This window comes from Neptuniibacter sp. QD57_21 (genome assembly GCF_047778075.1).
GTDB lineage: Bacteria > Pseudomonadota > Gammaproteobacteria > Pseudomonadales > Balneatricaceae > Neptuniibacter.
This window is the reverse complement of the sequence record NZ_CP180549.1, coordinates 1,947,455-1,965,232: the sequence shown is the minus strand read 5'-3', so window position 1 is coordinate 1,965,232 and position 17,778 is coordinate 1,947,455. Positions and strand designations below refer to the sequence as shown.

23 protein-coding genes are annotated in these 17,778 nt (G+C 44.4%); 10 read left to right on the top strand and 13 right to left on the bottom strand.

Annotated elements, in window-relative coordinates; all coding sequences use genetic code 11:
- The first annotated feature begins 14 nt into the window (after positions 1–14).
- The 4 genes from ACMXYS_RS08710 (at position 15) to ACMXYS_RS08695 (ending at position 3,383) form a co-directional block, all read left to right on the top strand.
- Positions 15–692 carry an energy-coupling factor ABC transporter ATP-binding protein gene (locus ACMXYS_RS08710; protein WP_415896277.1) on the top strand — a complete coding sequence of 226 codons (678 nt, stop codon included), beginning with the start codon at positions 15–17 and terminating at the stop codon, positions 690–692.
- The gene (gene mobA, locus ACMXYS_RS08705; protein WP_415881324.1) at positions 685–1,770 is read left to right on the top strand and encodes a molybdenum cofactor guanylyltransferase MobA; all 1,086 of its coding nucleotides are present in this window, start codon (positions 685–687) and stop codon (positions 1,768–1,770) included. Before ACMXYS_RS08710 ends, mobA begins: the two co-directional genes overlap by 8 nt.
- Positions 1,771–1,781: 11 nt before the next feature.
- A complete protein-coding gene (locus tag ACMXYS_RS08700; protein ID WP_415896276.1) occupies positions 1,782–3,032 on the top strand; it encodes a bifunctional molybdopterin-guanine dinucleotide biosynthesis adaptor protein MobB/molybdopterin molybdotransferase MoeA in 1,251 nt (416 codons plus the stop codon).
- A gap of 156 nt (positions 3,033–3,188) precedes the next feature.
- Entirely contained in the window at positions 3,189–3,383 is a 195-nt protein-coding gene (locus ACMXYS_RS08695) for a hypothetical protein (RefSeq protein WP_415881322.1), read from the top strand.
- A 61-nt stretch (positions 3,384–3,444) separates the two neighbouring features.
- On the opposite strand, the gene ACMXYS_RS08690 is transcribed toward ACMXYS_RS08695, so the two are convergent.
- Complete coding sequence (locus tag ACMXYS_RS08690) at positions 3,445–4,692, bottom strand: DEAD/DEAH box helicase (RefSeq protein WP_415881321.1); 1,248 nt, start codon at positions 4,690–4,692, stop codon at positions 3,445–3,447.
- A 180-nt stretch (positions 4,693–4,872) separates the two neighbouring features.
- Between ACMXYS_RS08690 and ACMXYS_RS08685 the strand changes: the two genes are divergently transcribed.
- Together ACMXYS_RS08685 and ACMXYS_RS08680 are read left to right on the top strand one after the other, a co-directional pair.
- Positions 4,873–5,199, top strand: coding sequence for a hypothetical protein (locus tag ACMXYS_RS08685; RefSeq protein ID WP_415881320.1), 327 nt, complete (start codon positions 4,873–4,875; stop codon positions 5,197–5,199).
- A gap of 88 nt (positions 5,200–5,287) precedes the next feature.
- The gene (locus tag ACMXYS_RS08680; protein WP_415896275.1) at positions 5,288–6,055 is read left to right on the top strand and encodes a hypothetical protein; all 768 of its coding nucleotides are present in this window, start codon (positions 5,288–5,290) and stop codon (positions 6,053–6,055) included.
- A gap of 19 nt (positions 6,056–6,074) precedes the next feature.
- Here the strand turns inward: ACMXYS_RS08680 and ACMXYS_RS08675 are convergent, their stop codons facing one another.
- From ACMXYS_RS08675 to purB, 6 genes are all read right to left on the bottom strand, one after another.
- Positions 6,075–6,416, bottom strand: a complete 342-nt coding sequence (locus ACMXYS_RS08675; protein WP_415896274.1) for a hypothetical protein — start codon at positions 6,414–6,416, stop codon at positions 6,075–6,077.
- 122 nt (positions 6,417–6,538) lie between these two features.
- Complete coding sequence (locus ACMXYS_RS08670) at positions 6,539–7,690, bottom strand: JmjC domain-containing protein (RefSeq protein WP_415896273.1); 1,152 nt, start codon at positions 7,688–7,690, stop codon at positions 6,539–6,541.
- On the bottom strand, positions 7,690–7,938 hold the full coding sequence (locus tag ACMXYS_RS08665) for a hypothetical protein (protein WP_415881316.1): 249 nt from the start codon (positions 7,936–7,938) through the stop codon (positions 7,690–7,692). The genes ACMXYS_RS08670 and ACMXYS_RS08665 overlap by 1 nt, the downstream gene beginning before the upstream one ends.
- A gap of 32 nt (positions 7,939–7,970) precedes the next feature.
- The gene (locus ACMXYS_RS08660; RefSeq protein WP_415881315.1) at positions 7,971–8,696 is read right to left on the bottom strand and encodes an RNA methyltransferase; all 726 of its coding nucleotides are present in this window, start codon (positions 8,694–8,696) and stop codon (positions 7,971–7,973) included.
- A gap of 12 nt (positions 8,697–8,708) precedes the next feature.
- On the bottom strand, positions 8,709–9,545 hold the full coding sequence (locus ACMXYS_RS08655; protein WP_415896272.1) for an alpha/beta fold hydrolase: 837 nt from the start codon (positions 9,543–9,545) through the stop codon (positions 8,709–8,711).
- A 72-nt stretch (positions 9,546–9,617) separates the two neighbouring features.
- Complete coding sequence (gene purB, locus ACMXYS_RS08650; RefSeq protein WP_415881313.1) at positions 9,618–10,982, bottom strand: adenylosuccinate lyase; 1,365 nt, start codon at positions 10,980–10,982, stop codon at positions 9,618–9,620.
- 161 nt (positions 10,983–11,143) lie between these two features.
- Between purB and ACMXYS_RS08645 the strand changes: the two genes are divergently transcribed.
- Complete coding sequence (locus ACMXYS_RS08645; RefSeq protein ID WP_415881312.1) at positions 11,144–11,356, top strand: hypothetical protein; 213 nt, start codon at positions 11,144–11,146, stop codon at positions 11,354–11,356.
- A 94-nt stretch (positions 11,357–11,450) separates the two neighbouring features.
- Here ACMXYS_RS08645 and hflD read toward each other — a convergent pair whose 3' ends face one another.
- The 3 genes from hflD to ACMXYS_RS08630 are packed head-to-tail and all read right to left on the bottom strand — an operon-like array spanning position 11,451 to position 13,697.
- Positions 11,451–12,122, bottom strand: a complete 672-nt coding sequence (gene hflD, locus ACMXYS_RS08640) for a high frequency lysogenization protein HflD (RefSeq protein WP_415896271.1) — start codon at positions 12,120–12,122, stop codon at positions 11,451–11,453.
- A gap of 9 nt (positions 12,123–12,131) precedes the next feature.
- Positions 12,132–13,235 carry a tRNA 2-thiouridine(34) synthase MnmA gene (gene mnmA, locus ACMXYS_RS08635; protein ID WP_415896270.1) on the bottom strand — a complete coding sequence of 368 codons (1,104 nt, stop codon included), beginning with the start codon at positions 13,233–13,235 and terminating at the stop codon, positions 12,132–12,134.
- 12 nt (positions 13,236–13,247) lie between these two features.
- Positions 13,248–13,697 (bottom strand): NUDIX hydrolase, encoded by a 450-nt coding sequence (locus tag ACMXYS_RS08630; RefSeq protein ID WP_415881309.1) that lies wholly within the window; start codon positions 13,695–13,697, stop codon positions 13,248–13,250.
- Positions 13,698–13,865: 168 nt separating this feature from the next.
- Between ACMXYS_RS08630 and moaE the strand changes: the two genes are divergently transcribed.
- On the top strand, positions 13,866–14,324 hold the full coding sequence (moaE, locus tag ACMXYS_RS08625; protein ID WP_415881308.1) for a molybdopterin synthase catalytic subunit MoaE: 459 nt from the start codon (positions 13,866–13,868) through the stop codon (positions 14,322–14,324).
- A gap of 27 nt (positions 14,325–14,351) precedes the next feature.
- Entirely contained in the window at positions 14,352–14,660 is a 309-nt protein-coding gene (locus tag ACMXYS_RS08620) for an NIPSNAP family protein (protein ID WP_415896269.1), read from the top strand.
- Between the two features lie 12 nt (positions 14,661–14,672).
- On the opposite strand, the gene ACMXYS_RS08615 is transcribed toward ACMXYS_RS08620, so the two are convergent.
- Positions 14,673–15,566: a LysR family transcriptional regulator ArgP gene (locus ACMXYS_RS08615; RefSeq protein WP_415888026.1), complete on the bottom strand. Its 894-nt coding sequence runs from the start codon at positions 15,564–15,566 to the stop codon at positions 14,673–14,675.
- Positions 15,567–15,652: 86 nt separating this feature from the next.
- Between ACMXYS_RS08615 and ACMXYS_RS08610 the strand changes: the two genes are divergently transcribed.
- Positions 15,653–16,300: a LysE/ArgO family amino acid transporter gene (locus ACMXYS_RS08610; RefSeq protein ID WP_415896268.1), complete on the top strand. Its 648-nt coding sequence runs from the start codon at positions 15,653–15,655 to the stop codon at positions 16,298–16,300.
- On the opposite strand, the gene ACMXYS_RS08605 is transcribed toward ACMXYS_RS08610, so the two are convergent.
- On the bottom strand, positions 16,297–17,022 hold the full coding sequence (locus tag ACMXYS_RS08605) for an ABC transporter permease (RefSeq protein ID WP_415896267.1): 726 nt from the start codon (positions 17,020–17,022) through the stop codon (positions 16,297–16,299). The genes ACMXYS_RS08610 and ACMXYS_RS08605 overlap by 4 nt on opposite strands.
- On the bottom strand, positions 17,019–17,711 hold the full coding sequence (locus ACMXYS_RS08600; protein WP_415881303.1) for an ABC transporter permease: 693 nt from the start codon (positions 17,709–17,711) through the stop codon (positions 17,019–17,021). The genes ACMXYS_RS08605 and ACMXYS_RS08600 overlap by 4 nt, the downstream gene beginning before the upstream one ends.
- Positions 17,712–17,778 lie beyond the last annotated feature (67 nt).

Here is a 17,778-nt window from a genome sequence, read left to right as displayed (position 1 = left end):
ATTGTGAGGATGTAATGAGTATCGAATTAAATGCTAGCAATCTGGTAAAGCGTTTTGACCAACGAGAGCTATTTAATATTGATAAATTGACGTTGAAAGAAGGTGAAAGCTTTCACCTGAGTGGTGATAACGGTGCCGGTAAAACAACGTTGATGAAAATCTTGGCAGGCTTAGATAAACCTTGTGAAGGTACGGTTACGGTAACGCCGAATAAACGTAGCTTTCTGAATACTAAATTGCATCCTAAGGTCGTTTATCTCCACCAAACACCTTACATCTTTGCTGGTACAGTGAAAGATAACATTGCTTATGGTTTACGTCTTCGTGGTGAATCTAGGCAAAAAATCAAAATGCTAGTCGATAAAGGATTGGCTTGGTCTCGCTTAGAGTCTTTGGCTGAACAACAGGCGCATTCGTTGTCGGGCGGTGAAAAGCAACGTTTGGCGCTTGCTCGTGCGTGGGTTTTAAATCCAGGTTTACTGTTTCTGGACGAGCCAACGGCTAATCTAGATCGGAAATCGGTAGAAACCGTTGCTGAATTAGTTAAAGAGATGGTTGATGGCGGTACGGCTGTAATGGTCTCCAGTCATCAAAGTAATTGCGTGACAGCGCTTTGTCAGCGCAACTTATTGTTAGAAAATGGTTCTATAAAAGAAACAGCTCAATTAAATGAGGCTAATCAATATGCATAATCCTGATCAAGTAACTGCCGTCATTCTTGCTGGTGGTATGGCTCGCCGAATGGGGGGCGTAGATAAAGGCTGGATGGAGCTAAATGGTAAGCCACTAATTAAGCATGTTTTAGACGTTATTCAGCCTCAAGTAGCTCGTTGCATGATCAATGCAAATCGGAGTATGGATGCTTATGGCACATTGGGTTTGCCGGTTATTTCTGATCTTGAAGGTGATTTCCAAGGGCCGCTTATGGGTATTGCGACCGGTCTTCATCATGCTGCTACTGATTGGGTATTGTTTGCGCCATGTGATGGGCCGTTTCTGCCTCCAGTCCTAGTGCGTCGCATGTTGCTTCAAGCGCGAGAACAAAAGGCAGAAATCGCTGTTGCAACTGATGGCAAGCGAATGCAGCCGGTTGTTGCTCTTATTCATCGAGATCTACTTGGAAGTGTCCAGAAAGCGTTAGCTTCTGGCGAACGTAAGATCGACCGTTGGTATGCTCAGCATAACTACACGGAAGTCGATTTCTCTGATTTTCCTGAAGCTTTCACCAATGTAAACCGTCGGGATGATCTCGATGATCTTCAACAGATGCCAAAACTACTTGGCTTTGCAGCTTGGAGTGGTACAGGCAAAACTACATTATTGAAAAAGCTGATTCCAGCTCTAAAAGAAGATGGTATTCGGGTTGGTGTCATCAAGCATGCTCACCATAAATTCGATGTTGATCATCCTGGTAAAGATAGTTACGAGCTTAGAAAAGCAGGTGCTGATCAGATGCTGATTAGCTCAGGTAAGCGTTGGGCGTTAATGGTTGAGCAGGATCAGGGTGATCGTCCATCTCTAAACCATATGTTAAGTCGTATGGATCACTCTCTTTTAGATCTGGTCTTGGTAGAGGGCTTTAAGCAGGAGTCTTTTCCAAAGATCGAATTGCACCGTAAAGAGATCAATAAAGGCCTCATGTATCTTGAAGATGAAAACATAATTGCGGTGGCTTCGGATGAACCATTACAATTACATCGAGAGCTACCCTTGTTTAACATTAATGACACAGACGAAATTCTGCGTTTTATTAAAGAGTACATCAGCTAGGTAATTGATTGATGAGCGAAGTGTTAAGTTGTTTTGATCCGGCTGCTAATCCGGGTGGTATGTTACCTGTTGCTGAAAGTATTCAGACCATACTCAATCAAATTGATGTTCAAAGCAGCACCGAAACTGTAGCTGTCACGGAGGCGATAAATCGCATTTTGGCGGTGGATTTAGTTTCTGGCATTAATGTTCCTCAACAACGAAACTCAGCAATGGACGGTTATGCTGTTGCAGCTGATTGTGTATCTGGTGAATCCTTAGATGTCATTGGTCGTGTGTTTGCGGGTGAGGCTTTCTCTGGTGAGGTTGGTTTTAATCAGGCAGTAGAAATCATGACGGGTGCGCCTGTTCCTCAAGGGGCTGACAGCGTCATTATAAAAGAAGCATGTGCGCGAGAGGGTGAGCAATTAACTTTCGTGGGGCCGGTTAAAAAAGGACAAAATGTCCGCGAGGCGGGTGAAGACATCGCTGAAGGGGAAACGGCTCTTAAGGCGGGTTGTCTTTTACGTCCTCAAGAGTTGGGTTTAATTGCTTCGCTGGGTCATACCGAAGTAACGGTTTATCGATCTTTAAAGGTCGCCATCTTTTCTACGGGTGATGAAGTTACAGCACAAGGTCAACCGCTACCCGAAAACTGCATTTACGATACAAATCGCTTTTCTCTTAGTGGGCTTTTGAAGCGTTTAGGTTGCGAGGTGATTGATTATGGCATCATCGAAGATTCGCAGCAGGTAATGGAAGAGGCCTTACGTAGGGCATCCGATGAAGCTGATATGGTGATCTCTTCTGGTGGAGTCTCTATGGGGCAGGCTGATTTTATTAAAGATGCGTTGGCTGCTGTAGGTGAAATCAATTTTTGGCGAATAGCGATGCGCCCTGGTCGTCCGCTAGCCTTTGGCAAGTTGGGCAATACTCCGTTTTTCGGACTACCGGGTAATCCTGTTGCGGTGATGGTAACGTTTACTCAGTTTGTTCAGCCTGCGCTGCGTAAAATGGCGGGGGAGATAAATTGGCAGCCACGACGTATGGTGGCAATTGCTGAGACTTCGCTTCGATCTAGGCCGGGAAGGACTGATTACAGTCGTGGTGTTTATTCAATTAATGACAATGGCGAATTGGTTGTTAGGTCTATAGGCAGTCAAGGCTCTGGCATTTTAACCTCTATGGTTTCTGCCAATTGTTTAATCGAGATCTCTGATGAGTTTGCAGGTATCGATGCAGGGCAAAAGGTCATTATTCATCCATTCTCAGATCTTATCTAAAGAATAATTCGATTTTAAAAAAAGGGCTGCTTAAGGCCCTTTTTTTGTACCTTAATTTGTCATATCGCTTTCATTGTTTAGTCACAAAAATAAGGTTTCATTAACTAACTTAATCAAGCCCGTAACGGGTTGTTAGTAATGAATTAGGACTGATAGATGAGTAGCAAACTTCGATTGGCTAATTTGCCATTAGAGCAGGATGAAATGGAAGAAGACTATATGGATGGTCAATATGCGGATCATCAGCGTAGGAAGGTAGCGAAAGGAAAACGCAAAAAGCAGGGCTCTGATAATTATATGGAACAGCGCTCTTTAAAGCGTGATTTCGATATGAATATGCCGAGTTTCTAAGTTGTTTGCATAAAAAAGGAGCTTATATAAGCTCCTTTTTTATTGGATTTAGCATATTTGGCTAGCGCTTTTTCTTTGCAGAAGACTTGCGGCCAATAACTTGGGTGCGCGTTGCTTTATTGTGCTTCTTCTTAGGGCCTTTCTTGTGAATGCGCTTTCTCAGACCTTCACGACTGCCCACCTCGTAGCCTTTGCGGAATATGCGTTTAATTGGTGTGCCAATAAGGCGCTCAATACTGTCTAATGCGCTTTCTTCCTCTCGGCTTACAAAAGATATAGCCTTGCCTTGTGTCCCTGCACGACCCGTGCGTCCTACGCGATGAACATAGTCTTCAGCTAGATAAGGAAGATTATAATTTACAACGTGCTCTAATCCTTGAATATCTAAGCCGCGAGCGGCAACTTCGGTTGCAACCAGTACTTGGATTTTACCCGCTTTAAAGTCTGCAACAGCTCGGCGGCGAGCGCCTTGGCTCTTATCTCCATGGCAAATAACAGCTTCAATACCGTCAACTTTAAGGTCAAGCATCAGCTCGTTAGCTTGTGCCTTGGTGCTGGTGAATACTAATACTTGGAACCAGTTTTCTTCCTGTATAAGCTCCGCAAAAAGATCTGCTTTACGCTTCTCTTCTACCGGGTAGACAACATGATCGACTGTGTCTGCAATTGAGTTCTGTCTCGCTGCTTTGATTTGCTCAGGCTTCTTCTGAATTTTTCTGGACAGTTTATGAACAGCATCAGATAGAGTGGCAGAGAAGAGCAGGGTTTGCTTTGAAGACGGTGTTGCTTCTAGGATAGTCAGTACATCCGTAACAAAGCCCATGTCTAGCATGCGGTCGGCTTCATCGAGTACAGCAAATTCAGTTTTGCTTAGATCGACATTGCTGCCGCTAAGGTGTTCGATTAAGCGGCCTGGTGTGGCAATCAGTACGTCTGCACCGTGACGTAATTTCTTCTTCTGGGTGTCTAGGTTAACGCCACCATAAACGGCTAAAACACGAAGATTCAGGTGTTTATTATAGCGGCCAATCGTTTCTGCAAGCTGTTGTGCTAGTTCGCGGGTAGGCGTCAGGATAATTGAGCGAATCTGACGCTCTGCTAAGTCGCGCGGATTATCGGAAATTTTCTGCAGAATTGGGATGGAAAAGGCTGCTGTTTTACCTGTACCTGTTTGGGCATTGGCAAGCAGATCTTTGCCGCGGCGGCCGGGCACAATTGCTTGCTCTTGAATTGGGGTCATGTCTGTATAGCCGCATTCATCCAGAGCTTGTTGTAACTCAGGTGATAGGTCTAGCGATGAAAATTTCATATTGCCCCTCAAGAGACTTGCAAAAAGCGGCAATTATAAAGCAATTTAGTCTAATTAGTCATAGTCGTGTGACACAGATCATACTATGTTAAGTACTAAAGTAGGCAAACGCTTGTTTGATGAATTATAGTAGACTCATAAACAAGGTAGTGCTTATAACTGATTGAATAGAGAAGAGAAATGGCGTTCGAAGATAGTAAAAAACTGACAGTAATCTTCCGTATCGAACCTGGGTGTTTAGGTCCTGAAGGGTTGAGTCATGTTGATAAATTTTGCATTCAAGCAGGTTTAAAATTACAAAGATCCGCGCCAGCTTATATCACATGGCAGGTTGAGCCGCGTCATGATAAAACACTCCCTGAAATTGATTATGCCATACTTGGTAGGGCGTTAAGCCGTGATCATGCTAAGCGTTACTTAAGTCACTTCGATCAACAGATCGATAGTTTCGAAATGGAAGCTTTTGATGAGCTTCCAGATATTATTGATCAGTATTTTGGTCGCTAATACCTAACTTTCCTTTCGCTAATCTTTTAGATCTGCTTGCTATACTTAAGCTCATTAGGGTTCGCCCTTGAAGAGTTTGGGTATATGCATGCGTTCCTATCTTTTTCTTATTGCTTGTCTTCTGTTACCTAATACCAGTTTCGCAGAGAAGCAGGTTATCAATATCGCAGCCATTGATTGGTGCCCGCAGATCTGCCCTGAAACTGACAAGCCTGGCTACATTATCGATCTGGTTAAGCAGATTTACAGTGATACGGAGTATGAATTAGATATTCGTATTTACCCTTGGAGTCGAGCTTTGTCTATGACTCAACAGGGGCGAGTACATGCTGTTCTATCTCCAGCTAAACCTGAAGCGCCCGATCTTCTATACCCGATAAATGAAGTGGGTACACAGCGTATGTGCTTTTTTACCGATAGAGGAAAGGAGTGGCAGTACGAGAATATTCATAGCCTAAAGAACAAACAGTTTGGCTTATCTACAGATACTTCTATTGAAGAATTAAATGATTACGCATTACTTAATCCTGAGCAGTTTCAATACCTTCCATATAATGAACGTCACATAGTCCAGCAGGCTAAAAAAGTGCTGCGTAATCGCATTCATGCTTTCTTATTTACCTACAACAGTACTGTATATACGTTAAAAAATGCGGGTAAGTGGGATAGGTTTAAAAGTGCTGGTTGTGTGCAAGAAGCAAATATCTATATGGCTTTTTCACCGCAAATTAATATGCAAGATGATATTAAGAAAATGATGGAGGTCTTCGATGAAAAGATGGCCATCCTAAAGCGGGGGGATGGTATTGCGCAGGTGATGAGCCATTATGGTTTGGATGATTGGAGAGCTAAATAGTTTGGCATCGACACTGCGCTTAGTAATCAAAGGGTGAGATTTCACCAGAATATACGAGCTTATTCCCGCAATGATTGCAGTAAGAGGCGCTAGCTTTTTGATCACTGCCGCAAGCTTGGCAAGTGACTTTGATAGAATCCCGTTTTGCTCGTTGGTCTATCACATCTGCCATCTTTTCTTTTAAGTCTTCACTACACTGAACATCGCTTTCTTGAATAATATTCCATAGGGATTCTGTAATCAGAGACAGTGTTTCTAACTTCAGTTCTAAGGCGTTAATTCGGGCCGAATTGATCTCAGATTCAAGCGTGGGTCTAGATTCTAGTGTTTTTTCGACAGTAGCTTGATCTTGGTCGGTCATAACAATGCCTTGGTCGGCTAAGCGTAATTTGCGGATTGGGTAAGTGTAATCGCTTGTTGTGATTAGCGATAGGGAAAGATATAGCTCTTTAAACGGTTTTAAAGAGCTATAGATTTGCTTGCCTATTCTTCGTCTAGAAAATAGATGGAACCTTGAAGAAGCAGTGCCTTCAATAGTTGTAGATTTTCTTCAGTGGGTTCTATCTGTTCGTGATAAAGATTGGCACAAAGGCTTTCCGCTAGAGTTACTTGTCCTTCAGAGCATGCGCAGCCTTTGCCATCAACGAACAAAATAAAATGATCGTCTAGTCGGTTAAAAGCAAAGCGTGATCCCTCACTACGGCAAAGCGGTATACCTGCTAGTAATAACTCGGCGATCTCTTCCTCGTCCATTTCACAGACTTGATCAGCGCCGTGCTCTGGATTCTTTGGTTCAGTCATAAACTGACCAAACCAGTGAGTCAGCAGTTCAGGGCTGTCGATGTATTCCTTCAGCGCCGACTTGACACGCTCTAATGCTTGATCGGTGATTTCGCCGGGGTTTGCTTGTAGAGCAAGATCTGAATCACTATAGCGGTCTTCTGCTTTAGTAATATCAGACAGATAATCGGTAAAGCCAGACATCATCTCTTGATGAGAAGGTGCTCTGAAGCCCACAGAGTAGGTCATACAATCATCGCCAATAGCAAAGCCGTTATGACCAACCCGAGGTGGTACATAAAGCATATCACCAGGCTGAAGATCCCATACATGCTCTGGTTCCCATTCAGGCAGAATCATTACTGGAACGTCTGGGCGACGTGGTGAATCTTCACCATAGATGCCGCCCACTTCCCAGCGTCGAGTCCCTGAAGCTTGGATAAGAAAGACATCATAATTATCGTAATGTGGACCTACGCCACCGCCGTCAGCTGCATAGCTGATCATAAGATCATCTAGTCGCCAATTTGGTACAAAGCGGAAGTGCTCGAGTAGCTCGTTTGCTTCAGGGATCCAGTGATCGACTGATTGCACGAGCAGGGTCCAGTGCGAGTCGGGAAGTTCAGCGAACGTTTCTTCCTGCAGAGGACCATGCTTTAAAGACCAATCTTTACCGTCCGGTGACTGTATTATTAGACGCGATTCTACGTCTTCCTCTAGTGCCATGCCGGCTAACTCGTCAGCCGTAACAGGGGGCTCAAAATTAGAGAAAGCGTTACGAATCAGTAAAGGCTTCTTCTGCCAGTATTCAGCTAAAAATGTTTCAATGCTGATGTCACCAAACGGAGATTTCACTAGTCAATTAACTCCATAAGCTGTTCGATTGCTTCTTCCATTTCAGCGTAAACTTTACGCTTGTCACGATTGGCTAGAGCAGCAAGCTTGTTGTTACCCACTTTCTTGATGCCTTTCTGCAGAGTTGTAGCGCATTCGCGGATGCCAGCAGCGTTATAACCAACTGTTTTGGACTCTTGGTGCATCTTTTCGATGTTGTCGCGAAGCTCGTCAGCCTGTTTTAGTAGTGCTTGTAAATTCTCTTCCATCTTTTGGCCTGTCGTAGTTTGTATATTTTTAGTTATTTTTTTAGTTTTTCGACCGTTTCTTCAATTGAGGTCAGGATGCCACGAAGCATATTCAGCTCAGTTTTTTCAGGACGTGAGCGGTTGAAGTAACGGTGTAATTTTTCCAGTACTTTACCCTCATGCTGAGGGATGATGAAATCGGTCAAACGTAGCACTTTCTCTAAGTGCTCGTAGAATAGAGCCATCTCTTTATGGCGAGGGTATTCGCTTTCAATATCGTCATAGCTTTTGTTTTCCGCTGCCATAAATATCTCGTAGCAAAGAAGCTGGATTGCTTGAGATACGTTGAGCACTGGATACTCTGGGTTAGCAGGGATGTAAACATGGTAGTTACATTGCGCTAATTCATGGTTATGAAGGCCCATAGTTTCACGACCAAATACGATAGCCACTTCACCTGATTTAGCTTCAGCCACTACACGTTCAGCGCCTTTGCGTGCATCCAGAAGGGGGCGGTCGAAGGTACGTTTAGTACGCGCACTGGTGCCAATCACTAGCTGGCAATCGCCAATCGCTTCTTCAAGTGTGTTAACAACGATGGCGCTATCTAATAGATCTTTTGCGCCAGCAGCGCGAGAATCAGCTTCTGCGCTTGGGTAATCTTCTGGTTCAACCAGATAGAGTTTGCTTAGCCCCATGTTTTTCATAGCGCGTGCAGCTGCGCCGATATTGCCGGGGTGGAATGTATTGATCAGTACAACTCGAACGTTAGATAACATTTTTAATGGTTCTCACAATGAATCTATAAAACGATTCAGATCATAAATGAATCGCTCTTTATGCCATAAATGCGGAGAGTGGTCCGATTGCTCATAAATATGCAATTCTGAACCCTCGATACTTTTATTAACCCACTGTTGTAGCTCAGCGCTATAGAACTGGCTTTCATCGCCGTAGATCAGCAGGGTAGGTAGTTTAATGCTAGATACAACGTCACGGTAATCTTGCTGGGTAATGCTATCCCAGCAGCGGGTTAGCAGATCGCCAGGCTGCTTCTGCAGATATTTACGCATCTGCTGGAAGCCACGAGAGTTTTGCTCGTAATTTTCTCTGGAACGTTGATTTTTACCAAAGGCAATCAGCTCAAGTACTGCCTCAGCGAAATTTTCGGTCAGGCGGTGAATGAAGGCGCTGTTGGATGCTTGCGAGAAATCACTGTATACGCCGTGTTGCCATTCATCATCGGTAATTAGCTTTGGTGATTGGTCGACAATGCAAAGCCCGCGGAGGCGCTTATCACCATGTCGACGTAAGTACTCCCAAGAAGTCAGTGCCCCCATAGAGTGTCCAATGAGGACAGTATCTTCTATCTTAAGGTGCTCGAGCATAGCTTCGAGGTCGTCAGCCATCGCAGGTAAGCTAATATCCCTTTCTTTGTGATAAAAGTGAGCACCATGCCCGCGAGCGTCCCAGCTTACCACACGGTGGTTTTCTGCTAGCTCAGAAGCGAAGGGGAGCCATTCCCGAACACTCGCCGTCCAGCCGTGAAGAAAAACTAAGGTGGTTTCACCTTCACCGAGAGATATGTAATGGATCTCAGTGCCGTCTGGTCGTGTGAAGTGTTCCATGGGGTTAATCTGTGCCTTATATAAAAAACGGGGCTATAGCCCCGTTTCATAAAACTGATTAATTAGATCAGCTTAGATCTTTTTAGCTTGATCAACAGCGTTACCGATGTAGCTATGAGGAGTCAGTTCTTTAAGTGACTGCTTAGCTTCTTCTGGCATGTCCAAAGTATCAACAAACGCTAGGATTGTTTCTTTGCTCATGTCCTGGCCACGAGTCAGCGCTTTTAGCTTCTCGTAAGGCTCTTCGATAGCGTAACGACGCATTACTGTTTGGATAGGTTCTGCTAGAACTTCCCAAGCATTTTCTAGATCTTCGTTTAGCTGAGCTGGGTTAAGCTCAAGCTTGCTGATACCTTTCAGGCTAGACTGATAAGCGATCAAGCTGTAACCGAAACCAACGCCCATGTTACGTAGAACAGTAGAGTCAGTTAGGTCGCGCTGCCAGCGAGAAATCGGTAGTTTCTGCGCTAGGTGGCTCATGATTGCGTTCGCAATGCCCAAGTTACCTTCGGAGTTTTCGAAGTCAATTGGGTTAACTTTATGCGGCATAGTAGAGGAGCCAACTTCACCAGCAATAGTTTTCTGCTTGAAGTATGCCTGAGAGATGTAACCCCATACGTCACGATCGAAGTCGATTAGGATCGTGTTGAAACGAGCAACTGCATCGAAAAGCTCAGCAATGTAGTCGTGTGGCTCGATCTGAGTTGTGTATGGGTTAAAAGATAGGCCAAGGCTCTCAACGAAGTCTTTAGCGTTCTGTTCCCAGTCGATGTCAGCGTAAGCAGATAGGTGAGCGTTGTAGTTACCAACCGCACCGTTGATCTTACCTAGAAGCTCAACATTCTGAAGCTGTTTTATCTGACGCTGCATACGGTAAGCAACGTTAGCCATCTCTTTACCAACAGTTGTTGGAGAGGCAGTCTGACCGTGAGTACGTGAAAGCATTGGTTGCTCAGCAAATTCACGACCCATCTTAGCGATTTCGTCAGTTACTTGCTGCATCTGTGGAACTACAACATCAAGACCGTTTTTCAGCATAAGTGCGTGAGAAAGGTTGTTAATGTCTTCAGATGTGCAGGCAAAGTGAACAAATTCATTGATCGCCATTAGCTCAGCGTTATCTTTGAATTTGTCTTTAATGAAGTACTCAACCGCTTTTACATCGTGGTTAGTAGTACGTTCGATCGTTTTAACAGCCTGAGCGTCTTCAGGACCGAAGTTGTCAACGATCGAGTTCAGCAGAGCATCAGCTTCAGAGCTTAACGCTGGAACTTCAGTGATTTGTGGATGCGCAGCTAGTTTTTGTAACCAACGAACTTCAACTTCAACGCGGAAGCGAATCAGGCCATATTCACTAAAAACATCACGCAGGTCAGCTGTTTTGCTGCCATAGCGGCCATCAACCGGAGAAACGGCTGTCAGTGCAGAAAGCTCCATGAATCGATCTCTACCTTTTAGGTTAAAAAGAAGGCGCGCATTATACCTGAGTCGAGTGACTTTTCGTAGGGGTATATGGATAAAGGGCGGCCCAAGTTCTAAGCTTAAATTGTCGCTACATAATATAGCTGAATTTAGCTGAAATTGAGGAGGGTAGTTATATGACTATGTCTGTTACCGGCTCCTTTGGGTCCAGCGATCAAACCAAACTGGTATTTGATGACCTGATGGCTAATGGAGTGCCAAGAGAGCAAGTATTTATAGATAAAAGCTGCAATATGGTCAAAGTATTGATAGCTGACGCTGCTGAGAGTGATATTGAAGCTATGCTTCGTAGTCACGACGCAAATGAGTTATCGGTTCGTCACGCGTAACTTTGTAATCGATACATAAAATAGATAGGTAAATAAAAAAAACCGGATGCTTTAACGAGCTATCCGGTTTTTTTTATCTAAATATCGTCACCTCTTATGAGGTTCCCATAATCTTTTTAAGGGAAGGGCGTAGGCGAGATTTGAAGAACAATAACTGCCAGCGTTTACCGCCTTTCTGACGCCAAAGCATTGCGCTACGAATGCCAGCCAATAGTAATGCGCGTATCTTCGCTGCGTTTTCACTATTTTGCAGATGGCGGGGATCGCCTGTTACTTGAATTCGGAAGCTAAAGCTACTGATCGTATCTTGGTAAAGGCTTGCAATATTTGCGATTACATTTGGATGGCAGTAACTGCTCGCAGTTGGCTCACTGTCTGGCTGATCAGAATTAAAGTAGCGAGCTTGCTCAGATACCTGAGCTAAACGTTGCGCTACTTTGTTTAGCATTTCTGGATCGCTGCTAAGCTTGCGCTCAAGGTGCATCATGCTTAGTGCGTAGCGAATCACATCTTTGTTGTGTTCTGCTCGCGGCTTATCAATCAGATCTCTTAGGTTTTGCAGGCCTAAGTGTAGATTGAAAGGTAGGTCTTGAGCGCCGCCATAGATCTCTTCTGTCGATGCAGGGTTTAACTGCATAATGCTATAGACCGATGTTTCTAAGCTGTCTTGAGCAACCATGCCTCTCGTTGCAATTTGTTCAACGAGAGCAGCTGCTTGAAATAAACCAGCTAGGCCCAGCGCTTGTTCGTCATGCTGTCGTGACATTGGGGCCTCCTAGTCGTCTTTGCCTGTATGTTCGATAACACCACCACCCAAGCAGATATCTTCTGCGTAGATAACCACGGATTGTCCGGGTGTGATGGCACGTTGAGCTTCTGCAAAGCGGATTAGGTAACCACTGTCACCGTGACGTTCGATCGTGCATTCTTGATCAGTCTGACGGTAACGTACTTTGGCTGTGCAGCTATATGGCAATGCAGGCTCTTCATCATTGATCCAGAAGATTTCATCGGCTGTAAGCCAATCGGTAAATAACAGATCATTCTGTTTGCCTTGAACGGCGACCAAAACGTTACGATCCAGATCTTTACCTGCTACAAACCATGGCTCTTCTGGGTAATCTTTAAGACCGCCGATCTGAAGCCCTTGGCGCTGACCAATGGTGTAATACATCAAGCCAGAGTGTTTACCAATCACATCACCTTTAGGTGTTTCGATTTTGCCAGGCTGGGCCGGTAAGTACTGCTTGAGGAAGTCGCTAAATCTGCGCTCACCAATAAAGCAGATTCCGGTACTGTCTTTCTTGTTGTGAGTGATTAGGTCATGCTCTTCAGCAAGTTTACGAACTTCGGGTTTTTCCAGTTCGCCAACAGGGAAGAGGGTCTTTTCAATTTCAACCTGACCTACTTGATGCAAGAAGTAGCTCTGGTCTTTATTTTTATCTAGCCCTTTTAACAGACGCGTTTTGCCGTCGCGATCACCGCGGCGAACATAATGGCCGGTTGCGATGTAATCAGCACCAAGTTCGATTGCATACTCAAGGAATGCTTTAAACTTGATTTCACGGTTACACAAAATATCAGGGTTAGGTGTACGGCCTGCTTTGTATTCCTCTAGGAAATGCTCAAATACATTATCCCAGTACTCGGCAGCAAAGTTTGCTGTGTGTAGATGAATGCCAAGCTTGTCACAAACTGCTTGGGCATCAGCTAGATCTTCTTTGGCGGTACAGTATTCAGTGCCATCATCCTCGTCCCAGTTTTTCATGAACAGGCCTTCGACTTGATAGCCTTGTTGCATTAACAGTAATGCTGAAACGGATGAATCTACGCCGCCGGACATGCCGACGATCACTTTGGTATTGCTGTGATCAGTCATGTGTTTATTCAGTTAATTGCTATATTCGTGTATCAGATCTAAAGGGTATTGCTTACCAGCTAGGTAATCATCAATACATTTCAAAACCATTGGGCTACGCAGTTTGTCTGTGTGAGCAACAATCTCATCGCGTGTCATCCAAACAGCGCGAATGATACCTTCATCGAGTTCACGCTCTGGTTCGTGCTTAATCGCTTCGGCATAGAAGCAGGCACGATGATAGGTTGTATTGTTATTACCGGATTTATAGACGTAAAACCCCGTTAAATATTTAGGACTTACGTGCCATGCAGACTCTTCTAATGTTTCTCTGCATGCGGCTTCTATAAAGGTTTCGCCTTCTTCAATATGGCCCGCAGGCTGATTGAAAACTATTTCACCTGAAGATCTTTCTTCTACCAAAAGGAACTTGCCTTCCATTTCTACGATGACAGCAACTGTTGCGTGTGGATGCCAATCCATCATATTCCTCGGTAATTACTCCAATATTTATTGGATAGATGACTCAAAAATTAGTTCGACACAATACCATCAAACCAGTGTTTTTAATAGGTTATAAGCCTATTGAGCATTGCTTCTTTAATAGCTTTTGGTGGTATGATTTCAATATCAATTTAGAGAGGAATTACCATGGCAACAACTCAAGTGATTGTCGCTACAGACAATTTTGATATTGGCGCACTGTCAGAAAGTGTAAGAGCTGATGATGCGACTAGTGGGGCCATAGTCACTTTTACTGGAATTGTTCGCGAATTAGAGATAGCTGACAATCAGCTCGATGCTCTTTTTCTTGAGCATTACCCAGGTATGACCGAGAAAGCGCTTGAGAAGATTGCTACGCAGGCCCGTGAACGCTGGGAGCTTGGCAACATCGTAATTTATCATCGTGTTGGACGCTTAGACCTTAACGAGAATATCGTTTTTGTCGGTGTCGGTAGTGCCCATCGCGTAAATGCATTTGAAGCGGCTCAATTCATCATGGATTACCTAAAGAAAGATGCGCCTTTCTGGAAGAAAGAGATCTCCAATGAGGGCGAGCACTGGGTAGAGCAAAAAGAGAGCGATCTTAAAGCCGCAGACTCTTGGTAAATACGGCAGAAATAAGGGGATACGTGGATGGTAACTTGTTACTTGCGCTATGTGATCGATCCGGACAAAGTTGCTGAATTCGAGCACTATGCAAAGCTGTGGATTCCACTGGTTAACAAGTTTGGTGGTCAACATCATGGCTATTTCCTGCCGTCTGAAGGGGCTAACAACATCGCGCTAGCGTTGTTCAGCTTTCCTAGTCTCGCAGCTTATGAACAATACCGGATAGATTCCTTTAAAGACCCTGAATGCATGGCTGCATTTGATTATGCCAAGCAGACCAAATGCATTCAGAGTTATGAGCGCAGCTTCTTTAAGCCTGTGTTTGGTGAATAAGGTTTAATCTTTTCACATAGGAAGAAGGTCTTGCTCTGCTTGCTTTCTTAACCTCTGTGTTAATCTTTGAAATAGTCCCGATTTAAGGCTCCAGATATGCCAATAAAGTGGGACTTCGATAAACCTTCCAGGGGTCATATCAACTACTTTCCCTGAAGCCTGTATCTCTGCACTTTGCTGATCGGGCACCATGCCACAAGCGTGGCCGCGAATGATGATATTGAAAAACGATTCAGTAGATGGAATACGGTGTTTCGGATATTCGTTTGGGCCAATCTTAAAATTGTCCTTTAGATATCTGTTCTGAAGCTCATCCTTATTGCTAAATTCAGCAACAGGCGCATTGTAAAAGCCTTCTGTGTTTATACCGTCAGGGAAATATTTATTGATGTAATCGGGGCTAGCAAGACAACGATAAATCATGACACCAAGTGGGATACAGCTGCAGCCTTGCATTGGTTTTGGATTAGAGCTGATGCACCCGATCACTTGACCTGTTTTAAGAAAGTGATGAGTCTGATCTTGATCGTCCAGTTTAAGATCTAGAAGGATTTTTTCGTCATCAAGAAGCGGTTTAACTGCGTCCAAAAACCAAGTAGCCAAGCTATCTGCATTTAATCCAATAGAAATTTTTGTAAAGCTATCTGATTGCTCAAGTGAGATCTGTTCCTGTAGTTCTGCTTGTAGCAGAGATACTTGGTGGTAATGCTTCAGTAACAGCTGCCCAGCCGTTGTCGCTTGTATAGGCGTATTTCTGATAATCAGTGTTTGTCCAACACTGTCCTCTAGCTGTTTTAAGCGCTGAGATACAGCTGATTGAGAGATATTGAGCTTCTCTGCGGCCTTATCAAAATTACCTTCTTCGAGAATTGCTGCAAGTGCTTGGAGCTGTTTGTAATCGATCATTAGAAAAACTTATCAATCATTAGAATTATTAGTTTTACTGGCTAGTGAGATTCTAGCACTATGCCTGCCATTATTCAGGGGGCAGTATGGTATCCATTTTCACAGCCGCGGCTTTGGCAGCATTGTTAAAGGGTTTAGCTACTAGTGCGGGCCTAATTGTTGCGATGGGAAGCCAGAATACCTTTGTTTTTACTCAAGGCTTACGTCGTCAGTTCCACTGGCCGATAGCAGCCTTATGCGCTTTGATTGATATGCTTTTGATCGCTGTTGGTGTGGCGGGTATGGGTATCCTGATCGCGCAATCAGAGAGCTGGATGTTCGCAGCCCGGATCGGCGGGGCTGTATTTCTGTTTGTATATGGCGCTCAGTCCCTGCGCAAAGCATTAAAACCACAGTTAATGAATGAAAATGAAATAGTTTTGGGTGGGTTAGGTAAAGCTTTGATCGTTACTTTAGCGATTACACTGCTCAATCCCCATGTGTATTTGGATACTGTTGTACTTTTAGGGAGTATAGGTGGGCAATACCCAGAGCCTGAGAGGGTATGGTTTGCTATCGGCGCGATGGGGTTTTCATGTTTTTGGTTTTGGCTGCTAGTAGCTGGTGCGAAGGTCTGTCAGCCGATATTCAATAGCCCAAGAGCGTGGCAGATTATGGATTTAGTTATTTGGGTAACCATGTGGGCCATCGCGGTAACGTTGCTCTGGCCCATCATGTTTAGTCATTCAGGTTAATGCTGAGGGTCTAAATCTTTTGGCTTTTCATTCGGCCAGTGCTGGTGGCGATTAAAGCGTTTTTCCATATAGCGGAATAAAAACACCAAAAGGGCACTGATAATTAGATAGATAACACCGGCTGCGAAGAATATTTCGAGTGGCGTATAAGTTCTGGCGATGATTGTGCGTGCCATACCCGTTAGATCGAGTAGTGTAATTGTGCTGGCTAGGGCACTACCTTTAAGCATTAGGATTACTTCGTTGCCATAGGCAGGCATCATAATGCCAAATGCGCGAGGTAGGATGATACGACGCAGCATAAGCGGGTAGCTCATACCTAAGGCTTTAGCGGCTTCAATCTCGCCTTTAGGGATAGATTGAATAGCGCCACGGAGTATCTCAGCGATATAAGCCGCAGTATGGAGCGCAAAGGTGATGATGGCACACCAGTACGGTTCTTTAAGAATAGGCCAAAGCGCAGAGTTTTTAATGAATTCAAACTGAGATGCGCCGTAGTACACCAAGAAGATCTGTATCAGCAGTGGCGTGCCACGGAAAAAGAAGATGTAAGCCAGAGGAAAGGCTTGTAGCCAAGGGCGTTTAGAGATACGCATCAATGCCAATGGTACCGCAAGCATGAGCCCGATAAATCCAGAAAAGAGGACAAGCTCAAGGGTCAGTAGAGCGGCTTCTAATAGGCGAGGGTAGTTTTCAAAAATGACATCCCATTCCCAACTCATGCGCGTGCTCCTTTATAACCGCGATTAGCTTTTCGCTCTAGGTAATGTAAGCCGATCATTGAGATTGAAGTCATTAGGAGATAAACCACTGCTGCGGCTAAGTAGAAAGTGAAAGGCTCTTTGGTATTGCCAACGGCAACGGTGGTTTGGCGCATAAGTTCGTTAAGACCTATAACAGAAACCAGTGCTGTATCTTTTAAAAGAACAAGGAATAGGTTGCCTAAACCGGGTAAAGCTAAGCGCCAAACTTGTGGCAAGGTAATGCGTCGAAAGGTTTGGAAACCCGTCATACCAAGAGCAATAGCCGCTTCCTTTTGGCCTTTAGGTATTTCTTGAAGTGCACTACGGAAGACTTCAGTGGCATATGCACCAAAGGCGATACTTAGTGCGATTACACCGGCTACAAAAGGACTTAGCTCTATATATTCGTCATAACCGAACAGGCTGGCTATCGCCATCAAAACGGCAGATGACCCAAAATAGATTGTCAGGACGAGTAGTAACTCAGGCATGCCCCGAATAAACAGGGTATAACCATTACCAATAGCGTTAGCAACTTTGTATTTAGATAGCTTTGCGCTTGCACCTAAAACCCCGAAAACGAGGCCAATGACTAAGCTGCAAATAGCTAATTGAACGGTTATCCAAGCGCCACTGATTAAGAGGTGCCCAAAGCCCTGAAGATCCATATAGATATACCTGATGAAACAGGAAAAGCAGGTTTTATCCTGCTTTTCCCTAGTTTTCAGTGTTTAA

What these genes read in the sequence shown, in the direction of transcription:
- ACMXYS_RS08630 (WP_415881309.1), bottom strand. Translation starts at nt 13,697, where the DNA reads ATGGATTGGCATCCACACGCAACAGTTGCTGTCATCGTAGAAATGGAA.
- ACMXYS_RS08700 (WP_415896276.1), top strand. Translation starts at nt 1,782, where the DNA reads ATGAGCGAAGTGTTAAGTTGTTTTGATCCGGCTGCTAATCCGGGTGGT.
- mnmA (WP_415896270.1), bottom strand. Translation starts at nt 13,235, where the DNA reads ATGACTGATCACAGCAATACCAAAGTGATCGTCGGCATGTCCGGCGGC.
- ACMXYS_RS08645 (WP_415881312.1), top strand. Translation starts at nt 11,144, where the DNA reads ATGACTATGTCTGTTACCGGCTCCTTTGGGTCCAGCGATCAAACCAAA.
- ACMXYS_RS08620 (WP_415896269.1), top strand. Translation starts at nt 14,352, where the DNA reads ATGGTAACTTGTTACTTGCGCTATGTGATCGATCCGGACAAAGTTGCT.
- ACMXYS_RS08610 (WP_415896268.1), top strand. Translation starts at nt 15,653, where the DNA reads ATGGTATCCATTTTCACAGCCGCGGCTTTGGCAGCATTGTTAAAGGGT.
- ACMXYS_RS08685 (WP_415881320.1), top strand. Translation starts at nt 4,873, where the DNA reads ATGGCGTTCGAAGATAGTAAAAAACTGACAGTAATCTTCCGTATCGAA.
- hflD (WP_415896271.1), bottom strand. Translation starts at nt 12,122, where the DNA reads ATGTCACGACAGCATGACGAACAAGCGCTGGGCCTAGCTGGTTTATTT.
- ACMXYS_RS08660 (WP_415881315.1), bottom strand. Translation starts at nt 8,696, where the DNA reads ATGTTATCTAACGTTCGAGTTGTACTGATCAATACATTCCACCCCGGC.
- ACMXYS_RS08680 (WP_415896275.1), top strand. Translation starts at nt 5,288, where the DNA reads ATGCGTTCCTATCTTTTTCTTATTGCTTGTCTTCTGTTACCTAATACC.
- mobA (WP_415881324.1), top strand. Translation starts at nt 685, where the DNA reads ATGCATAATCCTGATCAAGTAACTGCCGTCATTCTTGCTGGTGGTATG.
- ACMXYS_RS08615 (WP_415888026.1), bottom strand. Translation starts at nt 15,566, where the DNA reads ATGATCGATTACAAACAGCTCCAAGCACTTGCAGCAATTCTCGAAGAA.
- purB (WP_415881313.1), bottom strand. Translation starts at nt 10,982, where the DNA reads ATGGAGCTTTCTGCACTGACAGCCGTTTCTCCGGTTGATGGCCGCTAT.
- ACMXYS_RS08665 (WP_415881316.1), bottom strand. Translation starts at nt 7,938, where the DNA reads ATGGAAGAGAATTTACAAGCACTACTAAAACAGGCTGACGAGCTTCGC.
- ACMXYS_RS08600 (WP_415881303.1), bottom strand. Translation starts at nt 17,711, where the DNA reads ATGGATCTTCAGGGCTTTGGGCACCTCTTAATCAGTGGCGCTTGGATA.
- ACMXYS_RS08695 (WP_415881322.1), top strand. Translation starts at nt 3,189, where the DNA reads ATGAGTAGCAAACTTCGATTGGCTAATTTGCCATTAGAGCAGGATGAA.
- ACMXYS_RS08675 (WP_415896274.1), bottom strand. Translation starts at nt 6,416, where the DNA reads ATGACCGACCAAGATCAAGCTACTGTCGAAAAAACACTAGAATCTAGA.
- ACMXYS_RS08690 (WP_415881321.1), bottom strand. Translation starts at nt 4,692, where the DNA reads ATGAAATTTTCATCGCTAGACCTATCACCTGAGTTACAACAAGCTCTG.
- ACMXYS_RS08605 (WP_415896267.1), bottom strand. Translation starts at nt 17,022, where the DNA reads ATGAGTTGGGAATGGGATGTCATTTTTGAAAACTACCCTCGCCTATTA.
- moaE (WP_415881308.1), top strand. Translation starts at nt 13,866, where the DNA reads ATGGCAACAACTCAAGTGATTGTCGCTACAGACAATTTTGATATTGGC.
- ACMXYS_RS08655 (WP_415896272.1), bottom strand. Translation starts at nt 9,545, where the DNA reads ATGGAACACTTCACACGACCAGACGGCACTGAGATCCATTACATATCT.
- ACMXYS_RS08710 (WP_415896277.1), top strand. Translation starts at nt 15, where the DNA reads ATGAGTATCGAATTAAATGCTAGCAATCTGGTAAAGCGTTTTGACCAA.